Source organism: Thioalkalivibrio sp. (assembly GCF_041690275.1).
Taxonomy (GTDB): domain Bacteria; phylum Pseudomonadota; class Gammaproteobacteria; order Ectothiorhodospirales; family Ectothiorhodospiraceae; genus Thioalkalivibrio.
Window position 1 is genome coordinate 1 of record NZ_JAWLHP010000059.1, and the last position, 17,287, is coordinate 17,287.

The 17,287-nt window shown below is 66.9% G+C and carries 14 protein-coding genes; 8 read left to right on the forward strand and 6 right to left on the reverse strand.

Annotated features, from left to right (window positions below):
* Positions 1-39: 39 nt before the first annotated feature.
* Genes mnmE through rpmH form a run of 5 tightly spaced genes read right to left on the reverse strand, consistent with a single transcriptional unit; the run spans position 40 to position 3,831 of the window.
* On the reverse strand, positions 40-1,350 hold the full coding sequence (mnmE, locus tag ACESMN_RS11130) for a tRNA uridine-5-carboxymethylaminomethyl(34) synthesis GTPase MnmE (protein ID WP_373053670.1): 1,311 nt from the start codon (positions 1,348-1,350) through the stop codon (positions 40-42).
* A gap of 4 nt (positions 1,351-1,354) precedes the next feature.
* Positions 1,355-3,037 (reverse strand): membrane protein insertase YidC, encoded by a 1,683-nt coding sequence (yidC, locus tag ACESMN_RS11135; protein WP_373053671.1) that lies wholly within the window; start codon positions 3,035-3,037, stop codon positions 1,355-1,357.
* A gap of 8 nt (positions 3,038-3,045) precedes the next feature.
* Positions 3,046-3,288, reverse strand: coding sequence for a membrane protein insertion efficiency factor YidD (yidD, locus tag ACESMN_RS11140; RefSeq protein WP_373053672.1), 243 nt, complete (start codon positions 3,286-3,288; stop codon positions 3,046-3,048).
* Positions 3,285-3,650, reverse strand: coding sequence for a ribonuclease P protein component (gene rnpA / locus ACESMN_RS11145; RefSeq protein WP_373053673.1), 366 nt, complete (start codon positions 3,648-3,650; stop codon positions 3,285-3,287). The genes yidD and rnpA overlap by 4 nt, the downstream gene beginning before the upstream one ends.
* Positions 3,651-3,696: 46 nt before the next feature.
* Positions 3,697-3,831 (reverse strand): 50S ribosomal protein L34, encoded by a 135-nt coding sequence (gene rpmH, locus ACESMN_RS11150; protein WP_373053674.1) that lies wholly within the window; start codon positions 3,829-3,831, stop codon positions 3,697-3,699.
* A gap of 220 nt (positions 3,832-4,051) precedes the next feature.
* On the opposite strand from rpmH, the gene dnaA reads away from it, so the two are divergent.
* From dnaA to xth, 8 genes are all read left to right on the forward strand, one after another.
* Positions 4,052-5,395 carry a chromosomal replication initiator protein DnaA gene (gene dnaA, locus ACESMN_RS11155; protein WP_373053675.1) on the forward strand — a complete coding sequence of 448 codons (1,344 nt, stop codon included), beginning with the start codon at positions 4,052-4,054 and terminating at the stop codon, positions 5,393-5,395.
* A 214-nt stretch (positions 5,396-5,609) separates the two neighbouring features.
* On the forward strand, positions 5,610-6,710 hold the full coding sequence (gene dnaN / locus ACESMN_RS11160) for a DNA polymerase III subunit beta (protein ID WP_373053676.1): 1,101 nt from the start codon (positions 5,610-5,612) through the stop codon (positions 6,708-6,710).
* Between the two features lie 617 nt (positions 6,711-7,327).
* Positions 7,328-8,416, forward strand: coding sequence for a DNA replication/repair protein RecF (gene recF, locus ACESMN_RS11165; RefSeq protein WP_373053677.1), 1,089 nt, complete (start codon positions 7,328-7,330; stop codon positions 8,414-8,416).
* 884 nt (positions 8,417-9,300) lie between these two features.
* Positions 9,301-11,733, forward strand: coding sequence for a DNA topoisomerase (ATP-hydrolyzing) subunit B (gene gyrB / locus ACESMN_RS11170; protein ID WP_373053678.1), 2,433 nt, complete (start codon positions 9,301-9,303; stop codon positions 11,731-11,733).
* A gap of 88 nt (positions 11,734-11,821) precedes the next feature.
* On the forward strand, positions 11,822-12,397 hold the full coding sequence (locus ACESMN_RS11175; RefSeq protein WP_373053679.1) for a LemA family protein: 576 nt from the start codon (positions 11,822-11,824) through the stop codon (positions 12,395-12,397).
* Positions 12,398-12,785: 388 nt separating this feature from the next.
* Positions 12,786-13,700 carry a GIDE domain-containing protein gene (locus ACESMN_RS11180; RefSeq protein WP_373053680.1) on the forward strand — a complete coding sequence of 305 codons (915 nt, stop codon included), beginning with the start codon at positions 12,786-12,788 and terminating at the stop codon, positions 13,698-13,700.
* 24 nt (positions 13,701-13,724) lie between these two features.
* Complete coding sequence (locus tag ACESMN_RS11185) at positions 13,725-15,770, forward strand: M3 family metallopeptidase (RefSeq protein ID WP_373053681.1); 2,046 nt, start codon at positions 13,725-13,727, stop codon at positions 15,768-15,770.
* Positions 15,767-16,537: an exodeoxyribonuclease III gene (xth, locus tag ACESMN_RS11190; RefSeq protein WP_373053682.1), complete on the forward strand. Its 771-nt coding sequence runs from the start codon at positions 15,767-15,769 to the stop codon at positions 16,535-16,537. The genes ACESMN_RS11185 and xth overlap by 4 nt, the downstream gene beginning before the upstream one ends.
* A 283-nt stretch (positions 16,538-16,820) precedes the next feature.
* On the opposite strand, the gene ACESMN_RS11195 is transcribed toward xth, so the two are convergent.
* Positions 16,821-17,287 (reverse strand): TIGR00645 family protein (locus ACESMN_RS11195; protein ID WP_373053683.1); only part of this gene is annotated, 467 nt, incomplete at its 5' end.

The following is a 17,287-nucleotide window of genomic DNA, read 5'->3' on the forward strand; positions in this document are numbered from 1 at the left end:
ATCGCGGCCAGAGGCCGCTCCCACGCGGCCCGGGCGGCGTTACTTCCCGATGCAGAAACCGGCGAAGATCGCGCCGAGCAGGGCCTCGTGATCGCCGCGCCCCAGCAGCTCCTCGAGCGCGCGCTCGGCCAGGCGCAGGTCCTCGGCGATCAGGTCCGGGGGCTGGTCCGCGTGGATGCGACCGAGCGCCGCGGCCACGCCCTCGAGTCCCTCGAGGTGACGGGTGCGCACGCTGAACCGCTCGCCGGTGCCGTCGGCAAGCCCGGCCTGTTCGCGGATCCTCGCGCGCAGGGCGTCGAGTCCGGAACCCGTGAGCGCGGACACCGGCAGGCCGTCCGCAACGGTCGTACCGGGCATCAGGTCCGCCTTGTTCCACACCCGCAGTCTTGGGATGCCCGGCAGCTCGGGAAGCGCCGCGCGCGCGTCCGGGCGGGCCATGTCGCGGATCTCGAGGACCAGGTCCGCGCCGGCCGCGGCGTCGCGGGCACGCTCGATGCCGATACGTTCGACCTCGTCCTCGCTGTCGTGCATGCCGGCGGTGTCGACGAGCTCCACCGGGATGCCGTCGATCGCGATGTTCGCGCGCAGCAGGTCGCGCGTGGTCCCCGGGCGGTCGGTGACGATCGCGACCTCGGCGTCGGCGAGCCGGTTCATCAGGCTGGACTTGCCGACGTTCGGGGCCCCGACCAGCGCCAGCCGCATTCCCGCAGCGTAGACCCGTGCCGGTTGCAGCCGGGTGCGCAGCGCCTCGACGCGGGCGGCCAGCCCAGCCGCCCGACCCGCGACCTCGGGGGCCACCGCGGATTCAAGGTCGGTCTCGCCGAAGTCGATCTCTGCCTCGATCAGCACCCGCAGCTGCCGGAGCTCCGCAGCCACCGGCTCGATCTCCCGCGCGAGCGCGCCGTCCAGGCTGTTACGGGCGAGTCGCGCAGCAGTGGCGGTCCGGGCATGGATCAGATCGGCCACCGCCTCGGCCTGGGCGAGGTCCATGCGCCCGTTGAGGTACGCCCGCTCGGTAAACTCCCCGGGACGCGCCAGGCGTGCGCCGAGGCGCCGGGCCGTCTCGATCAGTTGCTCCAGCAGCACCGGGCTGCCGTGTCCCTGCAGCTCGACCACATCCTCGCCGGTGTAGGAATGCGGACCCGGGAACAGGATCACGACGCCGTCGTCGATCACCATCCCGTCGGCATCGTGCAGACGTCGGTGGGCGGCCCGGCGCGGGCGGATGTCCACACCCGCAATGGCCTCGGCCAGCGCCATCGCCCGTGGCCCCGACAGCCGGACCACGCCGATGCCGCCGACCCCGGACGGGGTGGCCAGCGCGACGATGGTGTCCGGATCGGGGGTCAAGCGCTCAGTTCTTCTTTGCGGCTCCCGCCTCGATCTTGCGCGTGATCACGTACTGCTGCCCGATCGAGAAGAGGTTGTTGGTGAACCAGTAGAGCACCAGGCCGGCCGGGAAGAAGGCGAAGAAGACCGTGAACACCACCGGCAGGGCCATGAAGATCTTCTGCTGGATCGGGTCCATCGGCGGCGGATTCAGCTTGTACTGGATGAACATGGTCAGGCCCATCATCACGGGCAGGATGAAGTACGGATCCCGCGTTGACAGGTCCTGGATCCACAGCATCCAGGGCGCCTGGCGGAGTTCGACCGACTCCAGCAGCACCCAGTAGAGCGCGATGAAGACGGGAATCTGCACCAGGATCGGCAGACAGCCTCCGAGCGGGTTGATCTTCTCCTTCTTGTACAACTCCATCAGCGCGGTGTTCATGCGCTGCTTGTCATCCTTGTAGCGTTCCTTCAGGGACTGAAGCTTCGGCGCCACCGCGCGCATCTTGGCCATCGAGCGGTAGCTGGTCGCGGAGAGGTGGAAGAAGGCCAGCTTGATCAGGATCGTCAGGATCACGATCGACCAGCCCCAGTTGCCGACGAAGTCGTGGATCACGCGCAGCAGCCAGAACAACGGCTTCGACAGGAAGGTGAAGATGCCGTAATCCACCGTGAGTTCGAGTCCCTGTGCGATCTCGCGCAGCTCGGACTGCGTCTTGGGTCCGATCCACAAGCGGGTGGAGAGCACGTCCGACGCACCCGGCTCCAGGGTCAGCGGCTCGGCCGAGTGCAGCCCGATCAGGTAGTCGGTCGCGCCGGCCACGCCCGGCACGGCGCGCGCGTACATCGCGTTGATCTCGTCCTCACCGGGTATCCATGCGGACATGAAGTAATGCTCGATCACCGAGATCCAGCCGCCGTCCAGGCGCTGCTCCAGCGGTTCATCCTCGAAGGACTCGAAGCGTTCCTTGTTATAGCGTCCGTCGAACCACGCCGCACCGATGAAGGTGTAGAGGAAGAAATCGGCGCGCGGCGGCGTCGGCCCGTGACGCAGCTGGCGGTACTGGCGCCCGATCCAGGGGCTGTCGCTCAGGTTCTCGATCCGGTGCTCGACGTCGACGAGGTGAGTGCCGCGTTCGAAGACATAGGTCTTGGTGACGCGGACGGTGCCATCCTCCGAGGTCCAGGTCAGCGGGACCCGCAGGCTGTCCGCGTCGCCCATCTCGAAGCTGTCCGTCTCCGCCTGGAAGATCGCGTGATGCGACGGCGCGCGCGCCGGGCCGTCAACGCCTTCCACCTGGTCGTGCGTGAGACCACTCTGCGCGACATAACCGCGCCCGCGCTGGTCGAAGAGCCGCACCGGTACGTCCGGCTCCCGCGGGTCGACCGGGAAGTTCAGCAGTTCCGCCCGGGTGATCGTGCCGCCGCGGGTATCGATGCGCAGATCGAGCAGATCCGTGCGCACGCTGATCGAGTCGCGGCCCGGCTCCGGGAGGGCCTCGGGCGGGGCGACCGGATCGGCGGCGTCGCCCTCGATCTGCGGTGCCTCCGGCACATCCTCGGGCCGCTCGGGAGGCGCGTCCCTCTCGACCTCGGACGCGGGATCGGCGGTCGGCCGGGTGCCGTAGTCCGCGTTCCATGCCTGCCACATCAGAAACAGGACGAAGGCGAGCGAGAGCCAGAGGATCGGGCGGAGGTTTTCCATGGGTTCGACTACTTCCGGAAATCGTGGGTCGATTGCTCGTCGGGCACGGGATCGTAACCGCCCTCGGCCCATGGGTGGCAACGGGCGACCCGTTTCACGCCCAGCCACAGGCCGCGCAGGCCTCCATGCCGCGTGATTGCCTCCGCCGTGTACTCCGAGCAGGTGGGATGATACCGGCAATGCGGCGCCATGAAGGGGGAGATCGTGTACTGATAGACACGGATCGGGAACAGCAGCAGCGCTCGCATCATTTCAGTTTCTCCAGCAGCCGGTCGAGTTCGGCCCTGAGTTCGGCGCGGCCGGCTCCGGCGGCCCCAGCGCGGGACAGGACGATGATATCGACCGGGGGCAGTACCTGTCTCCGTGCCCGGAAGGCCTCGCGTGCGATCCGCTTGAGCCGGTTGCGTTCCACCGCCCGCCGCGCGTGCTTCCTGGAGATGGCCAGCCCGAGCCTCGCGGGCCCTGTCGGCGGATCCTGGGGCCGGTAGAGCAGCATGAACCGGGCCCCGGGAACGCGCCGCGCACGGGAGAAGACCCGCTGGTACTGACGGCCCGTCAGAAGCCGTTCCGAGCGCGGGAAGGCGTGTTCCGGGGCCCGCCCCGCTGCCGTCATCGGTCCGGCGTTGGGGATGGTGGGGCGGGCACGCCAGCGCGCCCGGTTACGGGCAGAGGCGCTTGCGGCCCTTGGCGCGGCGGGCGTTCAGGACCTTGCGGCCGGCGCGGGTGGACATGCGCGCGCGAAAGCCGTGCGTGCGGGCGCGGTGGAGCTGGCTGGGCTGGAATGTCCGCTTCATGGCGTGGGTTCCGGGAGTGAAATCGTCAGGGGCGCTGAACGCTACCCGCGGGTGCCCGGAAAGTCAATCCCGCGGCCGGTTGCGGGGAGGGTCGGAGTGGGGGTGTGGCGCAGGCCCCACCGGTTCCTGCCGTCCCCGGACTGTTCCCTTCGGTCGATGGAACCCGCCTGCGGGATCAGCGTAGACTTGGGGGTCGATCCTCCCGCCACCGGAGCCGTGCGTGCCAGCAAACACCCTGTGGACAGCCTGCCTGGACCGCCTCCAGGGCACACTCTCCGAGCAGCAGCTGAACACCTGGTTGAGACCCCTTCACGCCGAGGAAGACGACGGCAACCTCCGCCTGCTGGCACCGAACCAGTTCGTCTTCGAACACGTGCGTGACCACTTCCTGCCGACCATCAAGGGCACCGTGAACGAGCTCGGCCAGGGGCATCAGCCCCGCAGGGTCGCGCTGGGGATCGGCGGGGCCGAGGCCGCGCTGCCGGCGGAGACGCCGCGTGCACCGCGGACCGCGCCGGGAACGGGCGTGCGGCCGGTCTCCGCCGTGTCGAACCTGAACCCGACCTTCACCTTCGAGACCTTCGTCGAGGGCAAGTCCAACCAGCTTGCGCGGGCGGCCAGTCTGCAGGTGGCCGCGAATCCCGGGATCGCCTACAACCCGCTGTTCATCTACGGGTCGGTGGGACTGGGCAAGACCCACCTGATGCACGCGATCGGGCACCGCATCCTGGACCGGATCCCCGGGGGCCGGATCATCTATCTCCATTCCGAGCGCTTCGTTGCAGACATGATCAAGGCGTTGCAACACAATGCCATCGACGACTTCAAGCAGCACTACCGGACTGCGGACGCGCTGCTGATCGACGACATCCAGTTTTTCGCCGGCAAGGAGCGCTCGCAGGAGGAGTTCTTCCACACCTTCAACGCCTTGCTCGAGGGGCAGCAGCAGATCATCCTGACCTCCGATCGCTACCCCAAGGAGGTGGAGGGGCTGGAGGAACGGCTGCGCTCGCGCTTCGGCTGGGGGCTGACCATTGCGATCGATCCGCCGGAGCTCGAGACGCGGGTGGCGATCCTGCAGCGCAAGGCGGAGCAGTCCGGGGTCGAGCTGCCCAGCGAGGTCGCCTTCTTCATGGCCAAGCGGATCCGGTCGAACGTCCGGGAACTCGAGGGCTCGCTGCGCCGCGTGATCGCGAACGCGCATTTCACCGGCAAGGCAATCACCGTCGACTTCGCCCGCGATGCCCTGAAGGACCTGCTGGCGGTGCAGAGCAAGCTGGTGACGCTGGAAAACATCCAGAAGACCGTGGCCGAGTACTTTCGGGTGAAGGTGAGCGATCTGCATTCGACACGCCGCAGCCGGTCGATCACGCGGCCGCGGCAGATCGCGATGGCGCTGGCGAAGGAACTTACGCAGCACAGCCTGCCGGAGATCGGCCAGGCCTTTGGGGGGCGCGATCACACCACGGTGATTCACGCCTGCAGGAAGGTCGCGGAGCTGCGCGAACAGGACGCGAACGTGGAGAACGACTACAGGATACTGTTGCGCACACTCAGCAGTTGAGAGGCTGTGGATATCGTGTTCGGAAACTGCGCACCATTTCCGGGTGCGGAACCATGGGGTGGTTTTCCACAGGCTGAACACAGCATTCACGGTACCGAAAATATAGTTCAAGCTATTGTTTTTAAAAGAAAAAATAAACCTTATACCGGGTAACGGCGGGCACTTAATACTATTGTCCTGATATATCTAGAACACTGATTGGGGAACCGAGCCGATGGAGTTTTCGTTCAACCGGGAGAGCATGACCGAGGCCCTCCAGCGCATCGTCGGGGCGGCCGAGAAACGGTTGACGATGCCGATCCTCGGCAACGTGCGGATCCGGCCCGTGGCCGAGGGAATCCAGCTGGATACCACGGACCTGGAACTCGCGTGGACCGCGACCACACCGGGAGAGGCCGCCGAGGGTCTGGACAGCACGGTCTCGGTGCGCAAGCTGCTCGACGTGGTGCGCGCGGCCCCGGCCGATGCGACGGTGACCGCCCGCGTCGACGGCGAACGCCTGACCGTCGGGTTCGGGTCTTCCCGGTTCAGCCTGGCGACGCTGCCGGGACAGGACTTTCCGGAACTGGAATCGCTGGCGATCGAGGAATGGCTCACGGTGCCGCAGCGGCTTCTGCGGCGCCTGGTGGAGGCGACGATGTTCTCGATGGCACAGCAGGACGTGCGCTACTACCTGCAGGGGTTGCTGCTGGTCGTGGATGGCTCGACGCTGCGTGCGGTCGCAACCGACGGCCATCGCCTGGCCCTGAACGAGGCCGACCTGGAGAGCCCGGCGGTGTCGGCGCAGGAATGCATCATTCCGCGCAAGACGGTGCAGGAACTGCGTCGCAATCTGCTCGAAGACGAGACCCCGGTGCGGGTGGGTTTCGGTGCCGGACAGATCGCCTTCGACTTCGGCGGGGCGCGACTGACCAGCAAGGTGATCGACGGCCGGTTCCCGGATTACGAACGGGTGATCCCGCAGGACCAGCCGGCGCAACTGGTCGCGGAGCGCGAGGATCTGCGCCAGGCGCTGAACCGGGTGGCCATCGTGGCCAGCGACAAGTACCGCGGCGTACGGCTGATGGCAACGGGCGATGGCTGTCGTGTGGTGACCCACAACACCGAACGCGAGGAGGCGGAGGAGAGCTTTCCGGCGCAATACCAGGGCGAGCCTGTCGAGATCGGATTCAACCTGACCTACCTGGTGGACGTACTGGGTGCGATCGGCTCCGATCAGGTCCGGATAGAGCTTCGGGACGGCAACTCATCGGCGCTGATTCTCGCGGAACCCCCCGACCGCGCACGCTACGTCGTGATGCCGATGCGGCTCTAGACGGGAAGCGCGGTCTCGGATTGTTTCGTCAGACGCGCCGCGGCGGCGGTCGGCGGCTCCCGGACCGGCTGGCGATCCGTGGACATGCCCAGCGTGCCCCGCCGCGTTGATGCCGGGGCTTCGTAGACGACGAAGCCTCCGCGTGAGCCGCGAGAAGAAGGGGTCCCGCGGTCATCGATCGATGTTCATGGGAACCCTTCAAAGCAGGATCGGCGGTGGCATCGATGCGGATGGGAATCCATAGGCCCGATGGCTGGCCGGCCCGTTCCTCCCGCCGGGACTGCCCGCCTTGAAATGCTCCGTCGCCCTTCACTGAGGTGATCCCCAAGGGGCGGACCTGGCCACCCGGGAAGCCGGGTCACTGTGCGGCGCAAGCCCTTGGAGGATGTCCAGGCCGTTCAGGCAGCAAGCCGCTGTGAGGGGTGGTCTCTTCGAGAGAGGTGATCCCTTTCGGCGATCCCAGTCTGGACGGGCATTCAGACCGCGGGCATCTCGCGGACGTCGGACCCCCCGCTGGGACGGCCTCCTGGCGGGCCCCCGTGCAAGGGAGCGTTTCGCTCGGGGAAGGCTTCCGCGATAATCAGGATCTCCGATGAAGCCTCCATTACCTCCCCTCCATGTTGACTGAGCTCTGGAACCAGGGCGTGCGCAATCTCGTCGAGGGGCGCATCGTCCTCGGGCCGGGCCTCAATGTCTTCGTTGGGGGCAATGGCTCCGGCAAGACATCGCTACTGGAGTCCTGTCATGTGCTGGGTCTGGGGCGCTCCTTCCGAACCCACCGGCTGGCGCGGGTGGCCTGTTCCGGGCGGACGGAATTCGCAGTGGCGGGAGAAGTGCAGGATCCCCATCATGGGCGGTCGCGTGTTGCGGTCGAGTGGGCGGGGCAACGGCGATCGAGATTGAATGGCCAGTGGATCGATGGCCACTGGGAGATTGTTCGGCGACTCCCGCTGGTCGCGGTGCATGCGGGGTCCTTTGAGCTGCTGACCGGACCGCCCGAGGAGCGGCGAAGGCTGCTGGACTGGGGTGCGTTCTACGTCGATTCCGGCTTTGCCGGGGAATGGCAGACCTGGCGACGTGCCCACGAGCAACGCAACGCGGCGCTCCGGGAACAGGATGGCAAGCTGGCGGCTCGCTTCGAGACGGTGGCCGCCGCCGCGGGTACGCGGCTGACCGGGATGCGGGAGCGTTTTACGCAGCGACTGGCCGGGTTCCTCTGTGATGCCTCGACCGCGGGGCTCCGGGAAGGGTTGCCGGCGCAGATCGAGGTCAGCTTCCGTCCGGGATGGCCTGAGGCCGAATCCCTGCTCGAGGCCTACGCCAGAAGCCGCCCCAGCGACCTGGAGCGGGGTTTCGGCCAGAGCGGACCGCAAAAGGCGGATCTGGATATCCGCGTCGCAGGCCGCCCGATTCGCGAGGCCTCCCGGGGCGAGCAGAAACGCGTGCTCAATGCGCTGGTGGTCTCGCAGGGGCTGGTGCAGGTGGCGAGCGGCCCGCAAGGGCTGACGCCCCTGTTGCTGCTGGATGACGCGGTGGCGGAGATGGACGAGACGGGGCTTGGCGGCATCATGGAGGCCGTGGTCTCCCTTGGGTGGCAATGTCTCGCGACGACGGTCGATCGGGGCTGGGCTCAACGGACTGCCGGGGCCCGACCGGATGCAAGGATGTTCCACGTGAAACAAGGCTTGGTCACCAGCCTGGATTGATCCGGACCCGCGCCACCGGCTACGAATCAGACCTGAGTTCAGACTAGCGGCGCCGGACTCGGTGAATCGGGCATGCATCGTCGCGAGCGATGGATGTTTCACGTGAAACATAACGCCTGTCGGCGCCGTCAGGACAGGAACGAGCAGGAGTCACTTCCGGGACACGATCGTGAGCGCGGTTCAGCCGAAATTCATGGGGCGTTCCGTAAAGTGCGACGCAGATGCACTTCATGATGCCGACTGTTTTGCGGTCAGCATTGTCCACCGACCACGCAACCCCAAGCCCAGGTAAGTGCTGAGTAGGCGGTCATCGCGAGGAGCGCAGCGACGTGGCGATCCATAAGCTGCGGATTCCCCCGAGCTCGGCCTCGATTGTCGCGCTGCGTTCGCAATGGCAAAGCCTCTTTTCAGCGCTGTTTCCCGAGTGGGAACAACGAAGGGTGCGCACTACAGATCGGCGCGATCGGCGTGGTGGGCCCGCGGCGCTTGGCCCACCCTACGTCGAAGGGTGCCGCGGGGGGTTGCGGACACCGATTCGCTCGGGCGGCCTGATACCCATCGGGGTGGGTCCGGCGAGGCCCTTCCGTTCGTTTCGAGTGGCAAGGGCACGTCTGACGTGCCGAGCCGAGCAGCCCTCGGGAAAGGCATCCGCGATGGTGGCGCCCAAGCACACCCGGCTCTTTCACGTGGGCCGACAATGGGCAGCGACGGTCATGCTCAGACCCAAAAAGGGCCGATCCCTCACTGGTCCCATGCTGCCAGATATGGTTCCACGTGAAACGTCACGTCGCGCTGCCCACGCTTGCACGCCCGATGGCCTCAATCAACCCAGCGAAACCCCTTTCCGTTATACTGTGACCTTTGTAATCAAGTATTGAGAATCCATGTCCACCATTGATCCCGCCGCCGTGCCCAGCAGCTACGATTCCACCCAGATCAAGGTCCTGAAGGGCCTGGATGCGGTCCGCAAGCGTCCGGGGATGTACATCGGTGACACCGATGACGGCACCGGGCTGCACCACATGGTCTTCGAGGTCGTGGACAACGCGATCGATGAATCGCTGGCCGGCTATTGCAGCGCGATCGACGTGACCATCCACGAGGACAATGCGGTCAGCGTCTCGGACAATGGCCGTGGCATTCCGGTGGATATCCACTTCGAGGAAGGTCGCTCTGCCGCCGAGGTCATCATGACCGTGCTGCACGCGGGCGGGAAGTTCGACAACAGCTCCTACAAGGTGTCGGGTGGACTGCATGGGGTCGGGGTCTCGGTCGTGAACGCGCTGTCCGAGGAGCTTCGGCTCGACATCCATCGTGCAGGAAAGCGGTATCACCAGGTCTATCATCACGGCGTGCCCGAGGCTCCGCTGGTCGAGGCCGGCGATACCGACCGGACCGGCACCACGGTCTGGTTCCGGCCGAGCCCCGCCACCTTCACGAACATCGAGTTTCACTACGAGATCCTGGCCAAGCGTCTGCGTGAACTCTCGTTCCTGAACTCGGGCGTGCGCATCCGCCTGCGCGACCAACGCGACAATCGGGAGGATGTCTTCCGTTTCGAGGGTGGCATCCAGGCCTTCGTCAGTCACCTGAACCAGAAGAAGACGGCCCTCCACCCGACCGTGATCTACGCGAACCAGGTGCGCGGGGATCACACCGTGGAGGTGGCGCTGCAATGGAACGACTCCTACCAGGAGAACCTGTTCTGCTACACGAACAATATCCCGCAGCGCGACGGCGGGACGCACCTGGCCGGCTTCCGCGCTGCGCTCACGCGGACCATCAACCAGTATCTGGAACGCGAGGGCCTGTTGAAACGGGCCAAGATCAGCACCGCGGGGGACGACATGCGGGAGGGCCTCACGGCGGTCCTGTCGGTGAAGATACCCGATCCCAAGTTCTCGTCGCAGACCAAGGACAAGCTGGTGTCCTCCGAGGTCAAGCCGATCGTGGAGAGCGTCCTTGGGGAGGTCCTGAGTGACTTCCTGCTCGAGAATCCGGTCGAGGCCAAGGCCATCACCAGCAAGGTCATCGACGCCGCGCGTGCCCGCGAGGCCGCCCGTCGGGCGCGCGAGGTCACGCGGCGCAAGGGTGCCCTGGATATCGCGGGCCTGCCGGGCAAGCTCGCCGACTGCCAGGAAAAGGACCCATCCCACTCGGAACTCTTCCTGGTCGAGGGCGACTCCGCCGGCGGTTCCGCGAAGCAGGGCCGTGACCGCCACTTCCAGGCGATCCTGCCGCTGAAGGGGAAGATCCTGAATGTCGAGCGCGCGCGTTTCGACCGGATGCTCGGCTCCGCCGAAGTCGGGACCCTGATCACCGCGCTGGGTTGCGGGATCGGCAAGGAAGACTATGATATCAACCGGTTACGCTACCACCGAATCATCATCATGACCGATGCCGACGTCGACGGCTCGCATATCCGCACCCTGCTGCTGACCTTCTTCTTCCGGCAGATGCGAGAGCTGATCGAAAAGGGCTACGTCTACATCGCCCAGCCGCCGCTGTACAAGATCAAGCGGGGCAAGCGCGAGCAGTACGTGCGCGACGAGGCCGAGATGCAGGAGATCAACGTGACCCTCGCCCTGGACGGCGCGACCCTGCACGTCTCCCCGGAAGCGCCCCCGGTCGCGCCGGCGGCCTTCGAGAAACTGGTGAAGGACTACCAGAAGGCGCGCCGAGCGCTCGATCGTCTCGGACGGATGTACGACGATCGCATCCTCCGGTCGATGTTCGAGGCCGAGCCGATGCCGGAACCGCGCAGCGTACGGAACCCCGAGGTGCAGGCCTGGTTTGCCCGGCTCCTCGAGGAACTCTCAAGCGACCGTGCCGGCGCGACCCGCTACAGTCTCGGCGCGCTCACCGAGGTGGACGGGGTGGCCCAGCTCAGCCTCGACCGCATCGAGCACGGGGCGCCGTTCTCGCAGCTGATCAATGACGAGATCCTTGACTCCCGGGATTTTCGCGCGCTGCTGAAGCTCAGTGCGAACATCCACGACCTGCTCGAGCCCGGCGCCTACATTCGGCGCGGCGAGCGCCGGCACGTGATCGAATCCTTTGCGGACGCAATGGCGTGGCTGCTGCAGGAGGGGCGTCGCGGCATCTCCGTGCAGCGCTACAAGGGTCTCGGTGAGATGAACCCGGATCAACTCTGGGACACCACGATGAACCCGGAGACGCGGCGTCTGCTGCAGGTCCGCATCGAGGACGCGATCCTCGCGGACGAGATCTTCACGACGCTGATGGGCGACCAGGTGGAGCCGAGACGCGATTTCATCGAGGCACGGGCACTGAGTGCCGAGAACGTGGATGTCTGAGGCATACACGGTCCCTGGGGTCGCATACCGACGTCCGCGCGTCGCGGCACCGGCACGCTGACCACCGAATCGCGGAGACACGAGCAGCATGGCCCTCGCCACCATCGTCGTTCTCGTAATCCTGCTGGTTGCGGCGCTCTATGGCGTCGTGATCTACAACGCGCTGGTCGCACTGAAGCACGCGGTCGCACAGTCCTGGGCGAACATCGACGTACTCCTGAAGCAGCGCAACGACGAGCTCCCGAAGCTCGTGGCCGTCGCCCGCGAATACATGACCTATGAGCAGCAGACCCTGGACCGGGTCACCCGGGCGCGCACGCGGGCCGAGGCTGCGCAGCGCAGCGGCGACATGGCCGCACTGGGCGCCGCAGAGGGCGAACTGCGGCTCGGGCTCGGTCAACTGTTCGCGGTGGCCGAGGCCTATCCGGAGCTGCGTGCAAACGAGGTCTTCAACCAGTTGGCGCGCCGGATCTCGGGGCTGGAGTCCGCAATCGCCGACCGGCGTGAGTTCTACAATGCCGCAGTCAACCGGAACAATGTCCGGATCGAGCAGTTTCCGGACATCCTCGTCGCCCGCGCGCTGGGATTCAAGCCGTTCGACCTCCTCGAATTCGACGTGACGGAGCTGCAGGACGTTGATGTCCGGGCCCTCTTCCGCTCCTGAATCAACGGGAAAAGGCAGCCACGGGATGGCACGGACACCCCGGAACCTGCGGCATCGTCCGCACGAAAGACCCCAACCGGCCCCAAGCGCCACCACGGCGCGCCTGAGCGCGATCCCCACCCCCGCAGGCGGCCAGACCCCGGGCCGATTGCAGTGCCGGAAGACCCAGACCGCGAGACGCGTTGCAGCCTACGCTGGACCACCGCCCGCGCGAAGCGGACAGTCTGCGGAGTCTTGATGATGATCAGCCGACCTCTCCATCAGCCCGGCGACCGTGGCGATAAAACGGCAATGAGACGCATTCCAACCCGCCTCGTCGCGTCTCCTGCGCCAGCCGATCCAGCGTCGGGCGGGGCACCGGTCCACGACGGATAGGGCGAGGTCCACGATGCTTGCCGGTTGGGAAGGCTGGTTGCGGGCGGCGGATGCCGCCGACTTCGCGTTCGCCGCGGGCGCCCTTCTGCTCCTCGCCGGCGGCGGCCTCTACGGGTTCCTGCGCTACAGCCAGCTGCTGCGTCTGGTCGGCGGCATCCCCACCGCACGCATCCGCTCCGCGCCGCAGGGCCTGGTACAGCTGGAGGGCGCCGCGGACTGGCTTCCGGGGCCGGAAATCGTCGCCCCGCTCTCCGGTCTGCCCTGCGTCTGGTATCGCTACCGCATCGAGGAGAAGCGCGGGTCCGGGGGGCGCAAGCGGCGCCGCGTGATCGTTGCCCAGGGGCAGTCCGACGACCTCTTCCTGCTGCGGGACGAAACCGGGGACTGCGTGGTGGATCCGGACGGTGCGATGGTGATCCGGCCGGAACGCGACGTCTGGTACAGCCCGTCACGGGCGCTGGCCACCGGGCCCCGCGGTGGCTCGCGCTGGGGCGGTCGCTACCGGCACACCGAGGAGCGCCTGCATGCCCATCAGCCGCTGCTGGCGCTCGGCGAATTCGCGACGCGCCGGCACGAGGGCGCGGACCGGCACGAACGCCTGCGGGATCTGCTCGGCCGCTGGAAGAACGACCCGGAGATCATCCAACGCTTCGACTCCAGTGGCGATGGCCGTCTGTCCCTGCCGGACTGGGAACGGGTCCGCGCCGCCGCCCGCACCGAGGTGGAACGCGAGATGTCCCGCGAGCCTACTCCGGACGCGGTGCACCTGCTGCACCGCGGCGGTCCCGGCACCCAGCGCCTCCTCCTGCTGTCTACCCTTGGCGAGTCCCAGATTCTGTTCCGCCAGCGCCTGCGGGCGTATGGTTCTGCGTTGGTCTTCATCGTCACGGCAAGCCTGCTCTTCTGGGCGCTGGCCGTGCGTTTCTGAACCCCTTTCGTGATGGGAGTGCCTGTGTCGAATCCGCTGTTAGCCACCGAACACCTGCCCGCCTTCCGGGCCATCCGGCCCGAGCATGTCGAGCCGGCGATCGATACCGTTCTCGCAGAGAATCGGACCGCCATCGCCGAGCTCCTCGCGTCGCTGCCCGATGACCCCGGCTGGGAGGACCTGGTCGTGCCGCTGGAACGGCTGGACACGCGGCTGGACGATGTGTGGTCGCCGGTCCGTCACCTGAACTCGGTGATGAACACCGACGCGTTGCGCGCCGCCTACAACGCCTGTCTGCCGAAGCTCTCGGAATATGCGAGCGAGATGTCGCAGAACGCGGCGCTGTTCGAGGCCTTCGATCGCCTCGCCCGGTCGCCCGGCTTCGCCGAAGAGCCGGCCGACCGGCGCAAGCTGGTGCAGGACGCGCTGCGCGATTTCCACCTGAGCGGCGTCGATCTGCCGGAGGATCGCAAGGCGCGGGTGCGCGAGATCAACTCCCGCCTGTCGGCGCTCACCGCCCGCTACGAGGAGAACGTGCTCGACGCGACCCAGGGCTGGACGCTGCACCTGAAGGACGACGCGCGCCTGGCCGGCGTCCCGCCCTCCGCCCAGGGAATGCTCGCCCAGAACGCCCGCGAGCGGGACCTCGACGGCTTCGTGATCACGCTCGACTTCCCCAGCTATTACGCGGTCATGACCCATGCCGAGGACCGCGATCTGCGCGAGCTGGTCTACACTGCCTACGTGACCCGCGCATCGGACGAGGGTCCCGACGCCGGCCGCTTCGACAACAGCGAGGTGATGGTGGAGATCCTGCGCCTGCGCCAGGAGAAGGCCGAGATCACCGGTTTTCGCCACCACGCGGAGCGCTCCCTCGCCACCAAGATGGCCGACACTCCGGACACGGTCGAACACTTCCTGCAGGACCTCGCGCGACGCGCCCGCGCTCCGGCGGAATCGGATCTTCAGGACATGCGCGATTACGCCCGATCGCAGCTCGGCATGGACGTGCTGGAGGCCTGGGACTACCCCTTCGTGGCGGAGAAGATCCGCTCCGACCGCCTCGGCCTGAGCCAGGAGATGCTGAAGCCCTACTTCCCCGCCGACCGGGTGGTCGCGGGCCTGTTCGGCCTGGTGGAGCGATTGTTCGGGGTGAGCATCACCGCGGACCCCACGGTGGAGACCTGGCACGACGACGTGCGGTATTACGTGATCCGCGACGCCGAGGGCCGCGAGCGCGCCGGCTTCTACTTCGACCTCTACGCCCGATCCGGCAAGCGCGGAGGCGCGTGGATGGACGTCTGCCGCAGCCGTTTCGTGACCCCCGCGCACCGGCAGCTGCCGGTCGCCTACATGACCTGCAATTCGACGCCACCGGTGGACGGCAAGTCGGCGCTGTTCACCCACGACGAGGTGATCACCCTGTTCCACGAGTTCGGTCACGGGCTGCACCATATGCTGACCCGGGTCGATCATCCGGAGATCGCCGGCATCAGCGGCGTGGAGTGGGACGCGGTGGAGCTCCCCAGCCAGTTCATGGAGAACTGGTGCTGGGAGCGCGAGGCCCTCGACCTGTTCGCGCGACACCACGAGACGGACGATCCGATGCCCGAGGATCTCTACCAGCGCATGCTCGGAACCCGGCACTTCCAGAGCGCACTGCAGTTGCTGCGGCAGGTGGAGTTCGCGCTGTTCGACATGCGCCTGCACTCCGGCGCGGTACCGGCCACCGCGGCGGACATCCAGGAGGTGCTCGATCGCGTCCGCGACGAAGTGGCGGTGATCCGGCCGCCCTCCTTCAACCGCTTCCAGCACGGCTTCGCGCACATCTTCGCGGGCGGCTACGCGGCCGGCTACTACAGCTACAAGTGGGCGGAGGTGCTGTCGGCCGACGCCTTCGCACGCTTCGAGGAGGAAGGTCTGTTCTCGCCGGACGTGGGCCGCGACTACCTGCAGGAGATCCTCGAGGTCGGGGCCTCGCGTCCGGCGCTGGAATCCTTCCGGGCCTTCCGCGGCCGCGAGCCGCAGATCGATGCCCTGCTGCGCCACAGTGGACTGGAGGCCGCGTGAAGATCGCCAGCTGGAACGTGAACTCCCTGAAGGTGCGTCTGCCGCACGTGCTTTCCTGGCTGGAGAGTCGCCAGCCCGACGTGGTGGCCCTGCAGGAAACGAAGCTCACGGACGAGAACTTTCCGGTCCAGGCGCTCAGTGACGCCGGCTACCGGGCGGTGTTTTCCGGACAGAAGACCTACAACGGCGTGGCGATCCTGGCCCGGAACGAGATCAGCGACGCGGTCACCGATCCGCCCGGGCTGGAAGATGCGCAAAGGCGGATACTCGCCGCGACCGTGAACGGCATCCGCGTCGTGAATCTCTACGTGGTCAATGGCGAGTCGGTGGGCTCGGAGAAGTATGCCTACAAGCTGGACTGGCTGCGTCGGCTGCAGCTGTGGCTGAAGGAGGAGCTGGAGCAGTACCCGCGGCTGGTGGTGCTCGGTGACTTCAACATCGCCCCGGAGGACCGGGACGTGCACGATCCGGAGATCTGGCGCGACCAGGTGCTCTGCTCGGAACCCGAGCGCACGGCGCTGGCCCGGATCACCGACCTCGGCCTCGGCGACTGCTACCGGCAGATGGAACAACCCGCGCAGCAGTTCAGCTGGTTCGACTACCGCGCGGCCTCCTACCGCCGCAACCGCGGCCTGCGGATCGACCTGATCCTCGCCAGTCCGCCGCTGTTGCAACAGTGTCGCAACAGCACCATCGACCTCGAACCCCGCAGCTGGGAACGCCCCTCCGACCACGCGCCGGTGATCGCCGAATTCGACCTCGCCTGAGCCTGTGGGAGCGGCCTCTGGCCGCGATCCGGCGCGGCGGTTCTGCACACTCCCATCGCGGCCGAAGGCCGCTCCCACACGACACTCCCCCGACCGAAGGCCGCTGCCACACCCCCCCGTAGGAGCGGCCTCTGGCCGCGACCCGGCGCGGCGGTTCTGCACACTCCCATCGCGGCCGAAGGCCGCTCCCACACGACACTCCCCCGACCGAAGGCCGCTGCCACGACACCCCCCGTAGGAGCGGCCTCTGGCCGCGATCCAGCGTCGCGGGCCAGGCCCCCCGCTACAACCCCCCGGCCGGCGTCTTCGTGTCCTTGTTCGAGATGTAGTCCATGATCCCCATCAGCAGCGCGGACACGACGAAGGTCAGGTGCACGACCACATACCACAGCAGCTTGTCGTTCGGGATCGTCTCGAGGTTCATGAAGGCCTTGAGCAGGTGGATCGACGAGATCGCGACGATCGCCGCGGCGACCTTCAGCTTCAGCGAACTCGCATCGAGCTTGCCGAGCCAGGCCGAGCGCTTGTGTTCCGCGACGCTCAGCTTGCCGACAAAGGTCTCGTAACTGGAATACATCACCATGATGATGAGTCCCGCGATCAGCACGATGTCGATCAGCGCGAGCGCCACCAGGATGAGCTCGATCTCGTCCATCGCGAGGATCCGCGGCAGCGTGTGGAACACCTCCTGAAAGAACTTGATCGCCAGCGCGAAGAGCATCAGGCTCAGACCGAGGTAGATCGGCGCCA